The organism is Leptospira inadai serovar Lyme str. 10 (assembly GCF_000243675.2).
Lineage (GTDB): Bacteria > Spirochaetota > Leptospiria > Leptospirales > Leptospiraceae > Leptospira_B > Leptospira_B inadai.
This window is the reverse complement of sequence record NZ_AHMM02000025.1, coordinates 496,993-513,129: the sequence shown is the minus strand read 5'-3', so window position 1 is coordinate 513,129 and position 16,137 is coordinate 496,993. Positions and strand designations below refer to the sequence as shown.

The 16,137-nt window shown below is 43.3% G+C and carries 17 protein-coding genes; 4 read left to right on the top strand and 13 right to left on the bottom strand.

All coding sequences use genetic code 11. The features are described 5' to 3' along the window. Nucleotides 1-101: 101 nt before the first annotated feature. The 3 genes from tsaB to LEP1GSC047_RS18110 are packed head-to-tail and all read right to left on the bottom strand — an operon-like array spanning nt 102 to nt 2,220. A complete protein-coding gene (gene tsaB / locus LEP1GSC047_RS18120; protein ID WP_010416446.1) occupies nt 102-791 on the bottom strand; it encodes a tRNA (adenosine(37)-N6)-threonylcarbamoyltransferase complex dimerization subunit type 1 TsaB in 690 nt (229 codons plus the stop codon). Continuing rightward, nucleotides 788-1,354, bottom strand: a complete 567-nt coding sequence (gene tsaE, locus LEP1GSC047_RS18115; RefSeq protein WP_010416449.1) for a tRNA (adenosine(37)-N6)-threonylcarbamoyltransferase complex ATPase subunit type 1 TsaE — start codon at nt 1,352-1,354, stop codon at nt 788-790. Before tsaE ends, tsaB begins: the two co-directional genes overlap by 4 nt. A gap of 8 nt (nt 1,355-1,362) precedes the next feature. Next, the gene (locus tag LEP1GSC047_RS18110) at nt 1,363-2,220 is read right to left on the bottom strand and encodes an Hsp33 family molecular chaperone HslO (protein ID WP_010416453.1); all 858 of its coding nucleotides are present in this window, start codon (nt 2,218-2,220) and stop codon (nt 1,363-1,365) included. A gap of 168 nt (nt 2,221-2,388) precedes the next feature. Between LEP1GSC047_RS18110 and LEP1GSC047_RS18105 the strand changes: the two genes are divergently transcribed. Genes LEP1GSC047_RS18105 through LEP1GSC047_RS18095 form a run of 3 tightly spaced genes read left to right on the top strand, consistent with a single transcriptional unit; the run spans nt 2,389 to nt 6,182 of the window. After that, complete coding sequence (locus LEP1GSC047_RS18105) at nt 2,389-4,368, top strand: beta-galactosidase (protein WP_010416457.1); 1,980 nt, start codon at nt 2,389-2,391, stop codon at nt 4,366-4,368. After that, nucleotides 4,365-5,315, top strand: a complete 951-nt coding sequence (locus LEP1GSC047_RS18100) for an LIC_10030 family protein (protein WP_010416461.1) — start codon at nt 4,365-4,367, stop codon at nt 5,313-5,315. The genes LEP1GSC047_RS18105 and LEP1GSC047_RS18100 overlap by 4 nt, the downstream gene beginning before the upstream one ends. A gap of 21 nt (nt 5,316-5,336) precedes the next feature. Continuing rightward, entirely contained in the window at nt 5,337-6,182 is an 846-nt protein-coding gene (locus tag LEP1GSC047_RS18095; protein WP_010416464.1) for an inositol monophosphatase family protein, read from the top strand. 99 nt (nt 6,183-6,281) lie between these two features. Here the strand turns inward: LEP1GSC047_RS18095 and LEP1GSC047_RS18090 are convergent, their stop codons facing one another. The 6 genes from LEP1GSC047_RS18090 to fliG form a co-directional block, all read right to left on the bottom strand. Continuing rightward, nucleotides 6,282-6,668: a c-type cytochrome gene (locus LEP1GSC047_RS18090; protein ID WP_020989030.1), complete on the bottom strand. Its 387-nt coding sequence runs from the start codon at nt 6,666-6,668 to the stop codon at nt 6,282-6,284. 11 nt (nt 6,669-6,679) lie between these two features. Further along, entirely contained in the window at nt 6,680-7,378 is a 699-nt protein-coding gene (locus LEP1GSC047_RS18085) for a urate hydroxylase PuuD (RefSeq protein WP_010416472.1), read from the bottom strand. Between the two features lie 198 nt (nt 7,379-7,576). Next, nucleotides 7,577-8,767: an LIC10025 family lipoprotein gene (locus LEP1GSC047_RS18080; protein WP_010416475.1), complete on the bottom strand. Its 1,191-nt coding sequence runs from the start codon at nt 8,765-8,767 to the stop codon at nt 7,577-7,579. Next, nucleotides 8,764-9,063 (bottom strand): hypothetical protein, encoded by a 300-nt coding sequence (locus tag LEP1GSC047_RS22275; protein WP_238325612.1) that lies wholly within the window; start codon nt 9,061-9,063, stop codon nt 8,764-8,766. The genes LEP1GSC047_RS18080 and LEP1GSC047_RS22275 overlap by 4 nt, the downstream gene beginning before the upstream one ends. Before the next feature lie 312 nt (nt 9,064-9,375). Then, nucleotides 9,376-11,577 (bottom strand): adenylate/guanylate cyclase domain-containing protein, encoded by a 2,202-nt coding sequence (locus LEP1GSC047_RS18070; RefSeq protein WP_010416483.1) that lies wholly within the window; start codon nt 11,575-11,577, stop codon nt 9,376-9,378. Nucleotides 11,578-11,587: 10 nt separating this feature from the next. Next, entirely contained in the window at nt 11,588-12,601 is a 1,014-nt protein-coding gene (fliG, locus tag LEP1GSC047_RS18065; protein WP_010416486.1) for a flagellar motor switch protein FliG, read from the bottom strand. 133 nt (nt 12,602-12,734) lie between these two features. On the opposite strand from fliG, the gene LEP1GSC047_RS18060 reads away from it, so the two are divergent. Continuing rightward, complete coding sequence (locus LEP1GSC047_RS18060; protein WP_010416489.1) at nt 12,735-13,091, top strand: Spx/MgsR family RNA polymerase-binding regulatory protein; 357 nt, start codon at nt 12,735-12,737, stop codon at nt 13,089-13,091. A gap of 108 nt (nt 13,092-13,199) precedes the next feature. Here LEP1GSC047_RS18060 and LEP1GSC047_RS18055 read toward each other — a convergent pair whose 3' ends face one another. Genes LEP1GSC047_RS18055 through LEP1GSC047_RS18040 form a run of 4 tightly spaced genes read right to left on the bottom strand, consistent with a single transcriptional unit; the run spans nt 13,200 to nt 16,107 of the window. Next, on the bottom strand, nt 13,200-14,189 hold the full coding sequence (locus tag LEP1GSC047_RS18055; RefSeq protein WP_010416492.1) for an aldo/keto reductase: 990 nt from the start codon (nt 14,187-14,189) through the stop codon (nt 13,200-13,202). 45 nt (nt 14,190-14,234) lie between these two features. Beyond that, nucleotides 14,235-14,852: an L-threonylcarbamoyladenylate synthase gene (locus LEP1GSC047_RS18050; RefSeq protein WP_010416495.1), complete on the bottom strand. Its 618-nt coding sequence runs from the start codon at nt 14,850-14,852 to the stop codon at nt 14,235-14,237. After that, on the bottom strand, nt 14,849-15,592 hold the full coding sequence (locus LEP1GSC047_RS18045) for an SDR family NAD(P)-dependent oxidoreductase (RefSeq protein ID WP_010416499.1): 744 nt from the start codon (nt 15,590-15,592) through the stop codon (nt 14,849-14,851). Before LEP1GSC047_RS18045 ends, LEP1GSC047_RS18050 begins: the two co-directional genes overlap by 4 nt. Further along, a complete protein-coding gene (locus LEP1GSC047_RS18040) occupies nt 15,589-16,107 on the bottom strand; it encodes a hypothetical protein (RefSeq protein ID WP_010416502.1) in 519 nt (172 codons plus the stop codon). The genes LEP1GSC047_RS18045 and LEP1GSC047_RS18040 overlap by 4 nt, the downstream gene beginning before the upstream one ends. Nucleotides 16,108-16,137 lie beyond the last annotated feature (30 nt).

Below are 16,137 nucleotides of genomic sequence, written 5' to 3'. Positions count from 1 at the left end.
CGCTGCTACCGGTGGTTTCCCTTTAGCGCTTTTTTTAACCGCGGGCTGTGTGACTTTCTTTTTAGGCGGCTTTGTATCTACCGCTTTTTTCTTCGTTTTCTTCATTTAAAAAATACCTTATGTTTGTCATCCGCGTACGTTCCACGGATGTAATTAGGAACAAGACGGAGGAACGAAAATTCTTCCGGCTCCAAAAGCGCTCTTTTTATTTCATTCGTCCTTTCACGGAGGAGAGCTTCCGAAGAAGGGAGAATATTCTCCATGTTCTCTCCGCTATAAAAATCGGGACAGTCCGAGTAACGGATCCCCGTTAAATAGGATGATAGTCTTTCTTCGGGAATGACTTCTGCAATTTCAGCGGGAAGCACATCGATGCTCCCCCAAAAACCGCTTTGGTCTCTTAGAGCAAAATAGATCTTACTTTGCTTGGCCTCGATCCCGACTATCGCCGCCGTTCCGCTCTCTTGGAAGTAATGAGCGGAGTATACGTCCAAACTGTCGAAGCCTAGTACGGGAATTTTCCAAATTTGAGCAAGATTCCTGGCCGTTGACACCGAAATCCTAATCCCAGTAAACGATCCGGGCCCTATACCTGTTACGATAAGATCCGGAGAATTCCATCCCGATTCTTCCAGACATATTTTTATCTCCCTGACCAATCGCTGTGAAGATTCCCTATGATGAAGTCCTTGGTATTTCTGTGCTACTATCAATTCATCTTCGGGAGACAGAAGATAAGATTCAACCAATATCCAGCGATTCGTTGCATCAAAGAAAAGGATCTTCTTCATCCCACTTCCTCTTTTTCTTCCTTCAAAATAAGATATAGCTCCGGTTCGAACCGTTTCCAGCCGCTGCCGCTCCATTCGATGCTTAGATCGCGGGTTTCTTCCGTGTATTCTTCTATCTTAATTTGAACTCCAAAAGGAAGCGAAAGGAAATTCTCCTTCGCTCGCTCCCACCACTCAACCAGACAAATTCCTCGGCTTCCCCAATAATCGTAAAATCCCAAATCATCCGCTTCGATCTCGTCCGATAATCGAAATAAATCGAAATGATAAACGCTTAAAAATTCTCCATTCGCATTTTGAAATATAGGTAACGGATACTCGTTCAAAAAAGTGTAAGTCGGAGAGTTTACGAATATTGATAATGATTCGATCTCGGCACCGAGTTCTTTACAAAGATTTCGCACAAAGTATGATACAAAGGTCGTCTTTCCTGAACCCATTTTCCCGGAAAGTAGAACAACGGGATGGTTTCCCAGCTTCCACACCTTTCCTATAGATTTTGCAAGACTACGGGCAGGGATATTTAAAGCATCGAGACTTATATTATCGTACTCTTTACGCATCGTCTCCTTTAAAAGAGCTCCAGAACTTGGTCCTTTGGAAAGCGATAGATAGAATTACAAAATTCGCAAGTGACTTCTATTTGACCTTGCTCTTCGGCGATATCCATCGCTTCTTCCTTTCCTAGGGTCTGAATCAGTTCTTTAATTTTCTGTTCCGAACAATCGCATTTGTATTGCGGTTGCCCTTCTTCTAAAAGTTGAACTTCAGTACTTCCAAGTTTACCGAGAAGAGACAGACATTGTTTTAAATCCGTACCTAAGTATTCGAACTTCTTCTCCTCGATAACCCCGGCCCATTCTCGAACCGCTTCAACGTGTTCCGGTTTTGCTTCCGGTAGGGCTTGTAAAAGAATTCCCCGTACATTCCAATGCAATCCGTCTTGCTTGAAATATGCGATTAAAAACGAAGGCACCTGCTCCGAATCCCGGAGATAATTCTCGATATTCGTTTCAAAACTGACGTTTCGAAACGGAACGATCGATTGGTAAATGCATTCGCCGTTTCTCCAGCGAAAGACCTTAAGTATGCCCAAGTTCTCTTCGGAAATTTGATCTTTTTCTATATCTTCTTCCGGTCGATAACGAAGAGTCGCTTTCATTCTTCCGTCGCGTGTGCTATAAGCCAACACCGAATGAATTTGAGAATCGTCATAGAATCGAATCTGAACGCTTACTTTGGTTTCTTCCTTTACGAGATCCGCAAGGAAGAACGCGGCAAGCATCGTTCGGCCCAAAAGCTCCGTGCCTGTGTCGTCGATCCCGTGAAGATGTGACGCCGCTGTGACTGCATAAGAAATTTCCGCCACAGAATAGCGGAAATGAACGTCAGGCAAAATTCCATAAACGTAAGAATCTCTATTTTCCATGAAAAGCTTTAGAATCGTCCTATTCGAACTTGCACCGATCTATTCTCCCTGAATCGCATCGAAAAGACAGTATTTTTTCCGTAATAAACTCCCAATTCCCAGTTTTCTTTCTGGAAAGAAGGGTACCTTTTTACGAAGATCGTTTCTACTTATTTAATAATAGAACGTATGAGATTCGGCGCTGATTACTATCCTGAACAATGGACTCCCAAAGATTGGGAGGAAGACCTTCGTATCATGAAAGACATGGGTCTTTCGATCGTTAGACTCGCGGAATTTTCTTGGGGAATGATAGAACCCGAAGAAGGGAAGTTCGATTTTTCTTTCTGGGAAAGAATATTGGATTTAGTCGGTAAATTTGATATGAAGGTCATTCTAGGAACTCCCACGGCGACGTTCCCTCCCTGGCTGGCCAGGAAGTATCCCGACGTAATGCAGGTTCGGGATGGGATTCAGCGAACGATCGGAACTAGAAGACAAGCTTGCTTCTCTTCACTCAATTATAGAAACGCGGTAATTCGAGTCGTAACGAAAATGACTCAGTCTTTGGGTTCGCATCCGACCGTAATCGCTTGGCAAATAGACAACGAAATAGGACATGAGGGCTCCGATATCGATCATTCTGATACTTCATTACTAGCATTCCGGCTTTGGTTGAAAAATAAGTACAAAACGATCGAAAATCTAAATGAAACATGGGGAAACATTTTCTGGGGTGTTCTCTACGGAGATTGGAACGAGATTCCGATACCCGGGGCGCATATTTCCGCAAACTATCACCCCTCGATGATCCAGGACTTTTATCGATTTCATTCGGATACCATCGTGGATTTTGTAAGACTTCAAGCGAAGATTTTGCGAGAGTATTCACCGGGAAGAAAGCTTACTACAAACTTATATCCTAGCCCCTTTCTTCCCATCATTGACATGTCCGAACTTTTTGAAGATTTGGATTACGTTTCATGGGATAATTATCCGACTTGGGGCGAGCAAGAGGAACCCTTTCCCCATCCTTTCGTATCCGCCATGCACCAATATAATAGAGGTTTAAAAAATAAATCCTTTACCGTAATGGAACAAATTTCCGGATTTCAGGGGCATGATGTCCTGGGTTATTTACCTGCACCCGGCCAAATAAAACTTTGGATGAAACAAGCGATAGCGCAGGGCGCGGAGCAAATCGTTTTCTTTCGGTATCGAACGGCTCGCTACGGACAGGAGCAGCTTTGTTACGGAATCTTGGATCATGATAAATCTCCGACGGAGAGATACTTCGAATTACAGGCAGGCATATCCGAAATACTTCCGGAAGCTTCGGATTTTGCCCCGGAATTTTTTCCGGCAGAAGTCGCGGTCTTACACGATATCGACAATGCCAGAAATTTCAAACACCAGCCCGTTTCGACCGGGTTGAAATTCTCTCCGGTTCCTTTTGCTCAAGTCGGTTACGACATCGAGATGGCTACTTGGTTTGCAGGACTGAATATTTTGAACGTAAATACGCATTTTCTTCCTGCCGACAAAACCGATTTTTCAAAATACAAAATCATAATTCTACCTCTCTATTCGATGATAGACGACCAGGTCGTGCGGAACTTACGGGACTATGTAAAAGGCGGGGGCACGCTGGTTCTCGGGTATAGGGCAGGCATTAAGGATAAAAACGGATGGATGCTGGATTCTCAGGCCCCTGGCCCATTTCAGGATATGGCCGGAATCAGGGTGAGAAAATTCGAGGCCGTAGGGAATCAAAGGGTCAAATTTCGATTCAGAATTCTTCCCGGCACTTGTTCCAAAATATGTGAGATTCTAGAACCCGATACTGCGGAAGTTTGGGCCAAATATGCGTCTGGAAATAAATTCTATTCAGGAACTCCGGTGATAACTTGTAACCGGTTCGGAAAAGGATCCGTCATATATGTCGGGGCCAGTCTACATCCTATTTCCTTTATGCTTCTATATAGAAGAATTCTCCGAAAAGCAGGAGTTCCGTTCACATTTTACGGCCCGAACGTGGAAAAGGTTTTTCGAAAGGGAAAAACGAAAGATTATGAAATTATTATGAATCACTCGCGTAAACATTCGTTTGCAGGGTGGAAACTATTAAAACCGTTCGAAGTTCGAATTTTCCCGCGGAATAAACGATGAACCGACAGGAGATTATCGAACTAAATTCCTTACTGGCGGAAGAAACATCGGCAAGAAATTCCGAGCATTCGATTTTTGTGGATAACCTACATACTCCTTACTTAGAATTTGAACAAAACTTTGTTCTTCCTTCTTGTTCCGTTTTTGAGGTCGATTTTCCTGCCGCGAGGGCCTTTTTAGAAGTTGCGAAGAATTTAGTTCCCGAGCTAGTTTCAAATTGTCTTGTGCTGCCTGAACCAAGACCTAAGCGAGACAGCGACAGGCTTTTTTTAGTTAAACCCTTTTATCCGGACGACCAAATTTTTAGGGAAAATTCGCCCAAGTACTGGGAAAAACATCTTCCCCCTTATCTTTTAGTGCTCAGCTTTCAGTTAATGTATCTAGGAGGAGCGGACAAGATCGATATAGTGACTCCGGCCGTTCAAGGAAGAACTATGTCGGTTAACACTAAGAGAATCTATTACTTCGCGAGAGTCGTTCCGCTGGATTATTTAGTAGTCGATGACGGACTGACCGTCGATTTTTTTCCTAGAAAGTACAGCGAATCCGAATTTATGGTCCAAGTAGGAACGGAGCACCATGATAGTTTTCGGCATACTTATTCCGAAATTTTTGACGAAGTCGATTATTCTAGGCAAATTAAGATCATTACAGAAACTCTCGGAGTAACCTCTAAGGATTGGCTCTTAGGGCGCATCTTCGAACCCTTGGCGGTTGAATACTTAACTTTAACCGCTCGATTTTTGGAAAGTTCTTCCTCGAAGATTGCCCGTGACTTTATTTCCTTCCGGCAAGTTGTTGATCTTTTGCTAACACCAGACAATATGACTCTTGAAGAATCCGCCCGGGAATCCCTCTATGCCTGGCTCCGTTCGTATACATCGGAGCGTATCGTGTCCCCCTCCGGGAATATGGCTTGGAAGATCTTGAGGGAAGAACGGACCTAACCTAATTCGAGTCGTACGCCAATGGAATCACTTGCCCCTCCGATAGATTTTCCCCTTGAAGAAGTTAAGAAACGGATCAAGTCCGTTCAATCGATTTCAGGGTTGGTTCTTGAATCCGCTCGGAAATTGCAGAAGGAAATTCGGGTCTTCGGCATCGTAACCGAGGGTGAAGAAAAAGAGCGAATTACGAAAGCCGACGAGCTGATGGGGAAATTCTTAATCGAGTTCCTTCGTCAAAATTTTCCGGCTGATTCAATCATATCGGAGGATTATTATAGGTTCGAAGGTAGCAATTCTTTTCGTTGGGTCCTGGATCCGATCGACGGCTCCATGAATTTTGTTCGTGGAATTCCTTTGTATGCCGTATCGATAGGATTGGAGCACCGGGAAACTCCTGTCGCTGGAATCGTTTTTGCCCCCGAATTGGATGCAAGATATTCCGCAATCCTAAGCCAAGGCGCGTTTAAAAACGGTTTGCGAATCGACGTTTCAAATACGGACGCGCTGGCTCGATCCCTGCTAGTATCGAGTTTTCCCACAAATCGAAAAGAAATTCTAAACGAAGTAATTTCGGATATCACAGCCTTTATAAGCTGTGGCCGATCGATGAGGAGAACCGGATCCTTCGTTTTAGATACTTGCTGGGTAGCGGAAGGAGTACTGGACGGCATCTGGGAAAAGGGAGTTAAGCTCTGGGATACGGTGGCAAGTTCCGTTATCCTTACCGAAGCGGGCGGAAAGTTAACGGACTTTCAAGGAAAACATTTTCTTTCGGGGCAGGCGGAAGTAGTCGCTTCTAACGGAAAAATTCATAAACAAATTATTGATATTTTGCGGAATGTACGAATTTCCATCGGAAGAAATTGATAGGGTAAAATTTTCCGTAAAACTAGCGAGAGAATCGATCGCTCGGACTCTCTCACTATAACAATTCGATTCAGCGATTCAGGTCGATGCAAACCGAAATTATTGCTTTAAATAAGCTTCTAAGGCCGAAATTTCCTCGTCGCTAAATGGAAACTTGGTCATCAACTTACTTTCCCGTTTCGGTTTATAACCTGGCGGATATTCGCCGTCCCGAATCCGTACCTTTAGCAATTCGAACGTAGAGTTCGCGACCGAAGGCCCGACGGCTCCGTCCAACTTAGGATTTTGGTTATGACAGGCCGTACAATTGGCGATATAAATTCCTTTTCCTTTTGCGGATAATTTTTGTTCCGGAGAAAGATTTTCCTCTCCTTTACAGTTAATAAAAAAAATCATAAAAGAAAAACTAAATATGCCGGCATAAAAAGAAAGGCGGTTAAAACCGCCCCTCATTTTACCGAACCCGTTATTATGGGAACGATTCATTTTATTCATCCCTATGCGGTTAGCAGCGCTTCCATCAAAAGATACGTAACTAGCGAGAATATTACACCGCTCGTGATTACGGCTTTTACGGATTTGATCGGCTTTACGGTCTGACCGTTTTGATCCCCGACTAATGCGTTCACTTCGAAAATCAGAATAATGAGTCCGATTATCCCTAAGAAAAGTCCCAGTTTATTCGGGCTATACGCTAATGGCAGATTTCTCGCAGCTCCCATAGCAAATAACATCGGGATGGAAAAAAGCGTATTGGTTCTTGACGCGACGAAGGCGCGATTTGCGTTCGGCGCCGGATCAACGGTCGTTTCGCCTTTTGCTTTTGCAATCACTACCTTTTGATTCGGCCAAATTACGAACCAAACATTCGCCCACATAAAGGTACCGAATACCGCACCTACGAGAATTACGACCACCCATTGGGAATTATGAGGAATCCCGCTGGCGAGAGCAAGAGCTATCATTAAAATTCCCGAAAGGAACGTGATCATTGCTCCCCATCGGAACCACCAGAGTGCCCTTGGGACAAGTTTTTGAGTTGCGTTCTTTTTCGTTTCCGCATCGGTTTCGTTGAAGAAAGGTCCTTGGACGAAATTGAAATAGTACAGCATTCCGATCCAAGTAATACCCGCTAGAAAGTGGATATATTTAACTAGAAAATAGAGACCCTGTTGGGTAAAGAGGGCGAGTTCCATGATTCCTCCGCTCACAGTTCAAAAATTTCACGATTCAGTTGCAAAACCGAACCCTTCATAGATTCGTTTTAAAAGACGCTAAGTCAAGCAGTTTTAGAAACTTTCTAAATTGAAATCGTTTCCAAAGTGAAAAGCCGGGCAAAATCATTTGCGCTCGAAATTCCGAAATAGCATACGGATAAGAATTAACGGAATTTCTCATTTCTTCCCGTATAAGTCCTGAACGATTGCCCTTTCTAATTCCGAGACGAAACTCGGAGAATCCTCTTCCTCTTTGGATCGAAACGGCAAGAAACGCTCCCGTAAGATTTCCGACTGGGAAGTTAAGACTACTTTTGTCCGTCGTCCGTTACGGTGCGTGATTGATACGAATTTGCTTCCTCCGTTTCCATCCGAACCGTTGACTAAGAGTTCAAAATAATTTTCGAAGTACTCCTGCATATTGCCGGGTATAAAAATATTTACGAAGCCAGGGGGAAAAATCGAAAGAAACCTACCTCCGACTTTCGTTTCGGGAATTTTCGTAAACTGCCCTGAAACCATATCCGTCCTGGAATTTCGGGCAAAGCGAAGAGAATAGCCTAAGCCTCGAATCTCGATTTTTAGCCCGAATACGCTTAGAGTTAAGTAAAATCGTGCATGGATACTTTTGGGCTTTGCCCAATATCCCTTCGAAGAAGCGGGGATAGTAAGATAAATCGTTTTTCCTTCATTATAAATTTCCCATCCGTTGGAAAATCCTCCCGGCTGAAATAATTGCAACCGGAAGGCCGCTTGCTCTAAACGCTTTCCATATTTTTGATATGCCAAAGGAAAATTTTCTCTCGTCTTAGTTGAAAGCGTATAAGAAAGCGTGATCACTTTCTCATCCCTGACCATGTCGCATTCTAGATTCGCGCAGAGAAATTCCTGCAGAGTAGAAACCGTTGTCAAATCACCCGCTAAAGGATTGCGAATATGATCCAAAAAAGATTCTATATGAGGTAACACATCGATTACGCTCAATTCCGGGGAAATCATTTCGGTAACTCTTTTAATTTTATAAATCGGATGTTCTCCGAAATAATGTTTTCTTGCTTCTACAAAAATACCGTAAGGAGCTTCCGGCGTTACCGTCGGCGCAAAATCGAGCATATCCGGTCGATAGATTTGACCCTCTTTGACTAGACGCATTCCCATCGTCAAAGAATCGCCGGTCTGAACGAATTCGTTTTCATCCGAAGGTTCGGGATTTCCGTACAATATACGACTTACCGACCCCTCTTTAAAATCCTTTCGAATCGAATCTTGGTATCTAAAATAATTTTCGAAATATTCCGCTGCGATCTTATTTTTCTGAACGCAGCCGAATGATAGCGTAATGATCGGAAAGAAATATATAAATTTCATTTCCTTCCTTTTAACCTATCTTTTTTAACGAATTCGAAAAGACGCGAAACGGTGGAATCATCTACGGTAGCAAAGTATTCTTTATGAATTAATAATCCGTTTCTAGAGTATATTCTCAGAAAAGATTTACCGTCTTGTAGGCCTTCAGAAAGGAATCCATTTTTATCCAGCAATAAACTCTCATAATCCTTTTCTTTTTGACTGGAAATATATTCAAAAACCTGTTTCGGAGCAAATCGGAGATTTAAGTAGGCAAAAAACTCCACAGTATCATCGTCCGATAACATCGTCTGCATCTTCCAGTATATCTTCCTTCCGTGTTTTCTACAAATTACAATATCGTGAAAGCCGCAGCCCAAAAAGAAGAAGGTCCTGCCGTTGACGGCATCCGAGGAAAATTTTTTTCCATTTTGATCTTCTAACGTGAATCTCGGTACGACTTCCTTTGAGGAAAGAAGAACAGGAAAAAATATGGCCAACCAAATTGATAGGCAAGCTGTTCTTAAAAGTGGGTTTGGCTTTGAGCGAAACACTGTTTTACTTTGACAGAAGGTCTTTTTCGGACGTTCCCGAAGAATTCGTATTCGGAAATTTTTTTACTCGAAAGATTACTTGCGATGCAGCCTAAAAACGCCGTCCCAATCCGCGGAAGGAGGTTGGTTTAAAAATAATTTGGTTCTTTTCGCGTATAAGCGAACTACGCTGTCCAGCGGCTTTTCCTTGTACAATTCGCGGAAAATCGAAAAGGCTTCCTTAAAATTTCCCACTTTATACAGAATAATCCCTTCCGTAAGCTTCGATCTAGCCGTATCCTTCCAATCCGCGAGTTCCGGAGGATCCGCTTCATACACTTCGTACAATATGACAGGCTGAGTTTTACCTTTAACTATAACCGTATCTATTTCTCTGGCTCTAATATCGGAAAGCAGGTTTAAGCGGAGATACGTATGATGGGTAATCAGAATTTTCGTTTTATAGAAAGTCGTTAAATTTTGAACTCTTGACGAGAGATTTACGGTGTCGCCCACGACCGTCGTATCGATTCTTCTTTCGCTTCCAACCGTGCCGAGAATCAAGGGTCCGGTATTAATTCCAATCCCAAGATCCGCCAATCCCGTTTTACCGTTGTCTATCGTCCCTACGAAACGAACCATATCTATCGCAGATTGAAGAGCATTATCTGCGGAATTGAATCTCTCTTTTTCTGCGCGTTCACTGTGGTCGGAAAATAAAGCGAGGATCGCGTCGCCGATATACTTATCAATGAATCCGGCGTTTTTATAAATAATATCCTCGAAACCGGAAAAATATTTATTTAAGTATTTTATATTCTCATCCGGAGTTAATCGTTCGGAAATGGACGTGTATCCTTTTAGGTCCGCAAAGAATACCGACATCGTCTTTTCACGCGAATCTCCGATCTTGATGTCGACCGGGCCTCTTCGATCCAGAATGGAAATAAATTCTGAAGGAACAAAACGGAAGAAAGCGTCCCTTTGTTCCGAAATTTCCGAATTTAATTGCTGGGATTCTCGATAGAGGCTTACGTATCTCGAAACTAGTAGACTGATGATGATTATGATGAATGCGGAGTAAGCGATCTTGAAATACGGGTAATGAATTCCGATTATCTTATAGATTGCATCCAAAGTATCCCAGAGGCCGAAAATTACGCAAATTCCGATTCCGACGACGAGTTTTATCGAGTCCGGTTTATTCTTTCGAATAGCCTGAAATGAGAAAAACAAGACATATAACAGCATCGGAATCAACAAAAACTGAAACAGCCGAAGATTAGGTAAAAGATATTCGAAAGGAAGTGCCCAGGTCGCGATGAAAAAAATCGAACTTGCGGCACAAAACATCCGAATCGTCCAAAACGTTCCCGCTTTCTGGTAGAAAAAATCCCGTATGAATAGCATGAACAAGGGAACGATCGGCATCAAACTTGAAAATTCCAGTCTATAAAAGTAGCTCGTGTCCGGACCGTTTTGAAAATTAACGAATTTATGATATATATGATACGATGTCGAATAAAAGTATACCGATGATAAAAGTGAAAAGAATCCGAAATACAAATAGTATAAATCTTGTCTTCTGGTTATATAGAATAACACATGATAGAATCCGAAAATAAAATAGATTCCGAAGAGGAAAATGTCCAAATACTCGGAGGTGGAGTCGTAAATTTCCTCCAAAGAGGAAATTCTAAATCCGCTTGCATGGTAAAATCCGAAATGATCGTTAGTTACATATTTTGTAACCGGGGCTTTTCCGAAAAAACGTATCTTTATTTCATTTTGGCCAGGTTTCAAAATACCGGAATCAATAGGAATGATCAGCCCTTTTAAGGATCTTCGTTTAGAAAAACCCCCGTCGGTTTCGCCGGATCTTTCTTCTCGCAGTAGGACTCCATTCAACTCGATTATCCAATTTTCTCCGATGTCGGGCAAATAGATTCCCGAAGGAACTTTTAAGAGTTCTTCATCCCTATCGAGTTCGAATACGGCTTTCGCTTCCACTTCGTGAAGACCTGAGCCGGGAGCAATCGGGAATATTTTAGTAAAAGCAAACGGAAAAGATGCTAATTTTATCCAGCCATCGTCGTGAACGGAAATCTTTTTTTTCGATTTCGCAGGAGTCGATTCAGCCTCAGCCCATTTCGGATCCGTCAGCCAAATACCTTCCCATTTTAAGTTACTGAAATCGATGAAAGAGGGATAATCGTTTCTCCTAGCGCAACCGGACTGCGTGACCAGTAAAATAAGCAGAAGAATGAACGTTAATCGACGCGAAACGGATCGGCCCAAACTAGGGACCTCACATAACTAGCTCGTCTTCTCCAGCACGAGCCACAACGATATCTCCGGATTCTTCCAGTTTACGAATAATATTTACGATTTTTTGCTGAGCGTCTTCCACGTCTTTAATTCGGATGGGTCCCATAAAATCCATATCTTCTCTTAATAGATTCGCGGCCCGCTTAGACATGTTCTTGAAGATTTTTTCCTGGACTTCCGTATCGACGGACTTAAGCGCCTTTGCCAGATCCGAGTTGTCAACTTCTCGCAAGACTTTTTGGATCGCACGGTCGTCGAGAAGAACTATGTCTTCGAAGACGAACATCCTTTTTTTAATCTCTTCCGCTAATTCAGGGTCTTCTTCTTCCAACGCTTCGATAATGGTCTTTTCGGTTCCACGGTCGACTAAGTTTAAAATTTCAACTACTGAGTCGATGCCTCCCGCAGACGTATAGTCCTCGCTGGCGAGAGTCGAGAGCTTCCGCTCGAGAACCCTTTCTACTTCCCGTAAAACGTCCGGCGAAACACGGTCCATCGTAGCGATTCTCTTTGCGACTTCCGCTTGAATCGTATGAGGCAAGTTGGAAAGAATGTTCGAAGCTTTTTGCGGGTCCAAATAGGAAAGAATAAGTGCAATTGTTTGAGGGTGCTCGTTTTGAATGAAGTTCAAAAGATGCTGAGGATCGGTTCTTCGAATAAAGTCGAAGGGGCGAACCTGAAGGCTGGAGGTCAGCCTATTAATGATATCGATGGCCTTTTGATTTCCTAAGGCCTTTTCCAAAAGACCGCGGGCAAAATCGATACCTCCGTTCGAGATGAATTCCTGAGCCATCATAAGCTCGTTGAATTCTACGAGAACTTTCTCCTTATCCTCGGGAGTGATCTTATCCAGTCGGGCGATTTCGAACGTGATTTGTTCGATCTCATCTTCCCTTAGATGCTTAAAGATTTCGGACGATACGTCGGAGCCTACGGCAATTAAAAAGATAGCCGCTTTCTGTCTGCCTGTTAGCGTAGTCTTCTTATTCAGCACGGTCTCGGTTCCTAAAAGATATTATCGGCAAAATCGAGTATTTTCAAGGCAAAGATTTTTCTTAAGGAATGTCTTGCCAAGAAGACATAAATAGAAGACTCTGGGAACTAGCAAATCGGGAGGACTTCCCACATTGAAAACGAAAGTCTACGAGTACAAAAACTGCAGCACCTGCAGAAAAGCTCTAAAATATCTCGAATCTAAAAAAGCCGAGTTTGAAACCGTGGCAATCCGCGAAACTCCTCCAAAGAAGGCCGAATTGAAAAAAATGTTAGTCTACTTAAACGGGGACTCTAAACGTTTGTTCAATACTTCAGGGGGCGATTATAAAGAATTAGGTCTAAAAGATAAATTGTCCAAGATGAGTATAGAAGATCAATTCGAGTTGCTCTCAAAAAATGGGAATCTCGTAAAGCGCCCATTTGTACTAGGGGATACTTTCGGCTTAATCGGTTTTAAAGAGGATGAATGGAAAAAAATATTCGGGTGATCGTTTCTTAGAAATATCCGGCAAGGAACTCCGACAAATTCGAAATTCTTAAGGACACCTCGGCTTTATTCAGTCGTTGCGTAAAGCCGAGATGTCTCGAAAGTCGAATTACCTTCCCACCGAGCTCATCATCGATTCAGGATAACGAGTTCCGAAAGCCGCTCCATTCGGTGCAATCGAATCGATTCGTTTCAAATCTTCGGTCGACAAGACTATCTCTGCTGCCTTAGTGTTCTCTTCGAGATACGATCTACGCTTGGTGCCGGGGATCGGAACGATATCGTTTCCCCTAGCGAGAACCCATGCTAATGCCAATTGCCCCGGAGCTACCGACTTTTCTTTTGCGATCTCTCGAATTTTAGCGACCAGGTCCAGATTCTTTTGAAAATTCTCCCCTTGAAAACGAGGCGACATTCTTCTATAGTCCGATGGATCCAGATCTTCAAATTTTGTAATTTGCCCGGTTAAAAAACCTCTCCCTAGCGGGCTATAAGCGACAAACCCGATTCCGAGTTCTCTACAAGCATCCAACAATCCGTCCTCAGGGTCTCGGCTCCAAAGAGAATATTCCGTTTGGAGCGCCGAGATCGGATGCACTTTGGAAGCTTTTCGGAGAGTATCGATACCGGCTTCGGAAAGACCGAGGTATTTGACTTTTCCTTCCTTTACCAGCTCCGCCATCGCACCTACCGTCTCTTCTATCGGTGTATTCGGATCTACTCTATGTTGATAGTAAAGATCGATGTAATCCGTACCTAATCTCTTTAAGCTAGCTTCGCACGCTTGCTTAACATATTCCGCTTTCCCATTGATCCCCCTTTTTTGCGGATCATTAGGATCTCTCATGATTCCAAATTTAGTCGCGAGTACTACTTTATCCCGCTTATCGCGGATCGTTTTGCCTATCAACTCTTCGTTGGTGTAAGGACCGTACATGTCCGATGTATCCCAGAAGCTGACACCTAATTCCAAAGCCCGATGTAGCGTCGCAATAGATTCCGCATCGTCCCTTTTTCCGTAAAAGTCGGACATTCCCATACAGCCTAAACCGATTTCCGAAACCGTAAGGCCGCTTTTACCTAATTGCCTTTTTTGCATGATCTCTCCCAGCACCGACATTATGTGGAGAATTTAGGAAAAGAATTAGAGATTCGCGACTAATTCCATCCCCTTACCTTCACGCGTGATCACAATTCCGTCGCCGGTGCAGTCCAAAATTGTGGAAAGTTCTACCTGGAATATGCCGCCGTCTACAATTCCATCGACGCGGTCCCCGTATTCCTCTTCCAACATCTCTACATCGATAATAAACTCTTCTTTTATGAAGACGGAGGTCGATGTTAGCGGATTCGGATGGATTTCCATTAAGGCCTGAAGATATCTCGAATCCGGAATACGAATCCCGATATTCTTATCCTTTTGATTGGTAAAAGAAACCCGAGGAAGATGCTTATTCGCCTTCACTATGAAAGTGAAGGGTCCAGGAGTTATCCGCTTCATTAGACGGAATGCCTCATTGGAAAGTTGTTCTATATAATGCGAAGCTACGGAAATGTTAGGGCAGAGCAACGATAAGGGCTGATTTTTGGGGATATTTTTTAGTTTGTAAAGTTTCTCCACTCCGCTATGCGATTGAGAGTCGGCAATCAAACCGTAAACGGTATCCGTCGGAAATATGTATACACCCCCCTCGGACAATCTATGCGAAACTTGTCCAAGGATCCTCTTCTCCGGATTTTTTGGGTGTATGGATAAAATCATATTATAGAGGTTACGCCTCCATCTACGACGATAGTTTGTCCGGTTACATACGCAGCCGCATCGGACGCAAGGTAAAGCGAGGCTCCGACTAAATCCTCGGGTTTTCCTAATCGAGCCATAGGAATTCTCACTTTCATTTGAGCCAGAACTTCCGGCTTCTCCTTGATCATCTCCGTCATATCGGTATCTATAAATCCCGGGCATACGGCGTTTACCCGATAACCGGAACTTACCCATTCCACTGCAAGAGCTCTGGTCATATTCACCACCGCACCTTTAGTTCCGCAGTACACCGAGGCGAATTTTGTTCCTCGTATTCCCAGAACGGATGCGATATTTATAATATTTCCGCCCTTCTTTTTATGTATTTTATAATACGCCTGACAGGAACGGAAAACACCAACAAAATTAGTCTGAGTAACATTTTGTATATCTTCCTCCTTAAAAAAGGCCGCGGGTAAATTCGTAGCAACTCCCGCGTTATTGACGAGAACATCCAGTTTTCCATGCTTCTTTACGATGGATTCGATGACGGAATCCATCGCCCCGATTTCCCGAATATCCGCAGGAAATCCTTCTATACCCGATCCTTCGAGCCGTTTAATAGATTCCGAAGAGGATCCGGTGCCGTATACGATTGCACCTGCATCTTTGAATCCCTGCGCGATCTGCCTTCCGATTCCCCGGGTAGCTCCCGTTACTAAAACTGTTCTTCCGCTGATATCGAATATGTTTCTCAAAATTTTGCTCCACCTGTTTCTTTACTTGGTTCCGAATAATTCACTTTAGGCCTTCCATCTCCTTCAACGGGACTGCAAGGATGTTCAGATCTTCTGTAGTCGGCTTTACGGCCCGCCGCAACATCATATCGTTCGAATAATTTTTTCGAGTCCAATCGCATATTATTCCCGTAGTCCGTGCGAGTATCGCGATCCAGTTCCCGTTTTTTGGGGAGCGGTTCCAGAGGATCGACAGGCTCCTTCGACGGTTTTGGATTCTCTCTAATCTTATACTCGTCTTTTAAAACGCCTCGATCGATATAATGACTATAGCCTTCGTATTCCTCGTGAAAGGGATCGCAATCCGATAAATCCGGAACGACCTTCACTTTTCCGCAAAATAAATCCAACCAACTACAAGTCTTGTCGAAGGTGATATTTCTAAAATTCTGTAGATTCATCCCGCGACAACCAGGCAATGAAACCGATACGAGAGATATTAGTAATATATTAATTATGTTTCGATGCATTTTCATGCGTACTAGCATTCCGATATTTAAGGCAGA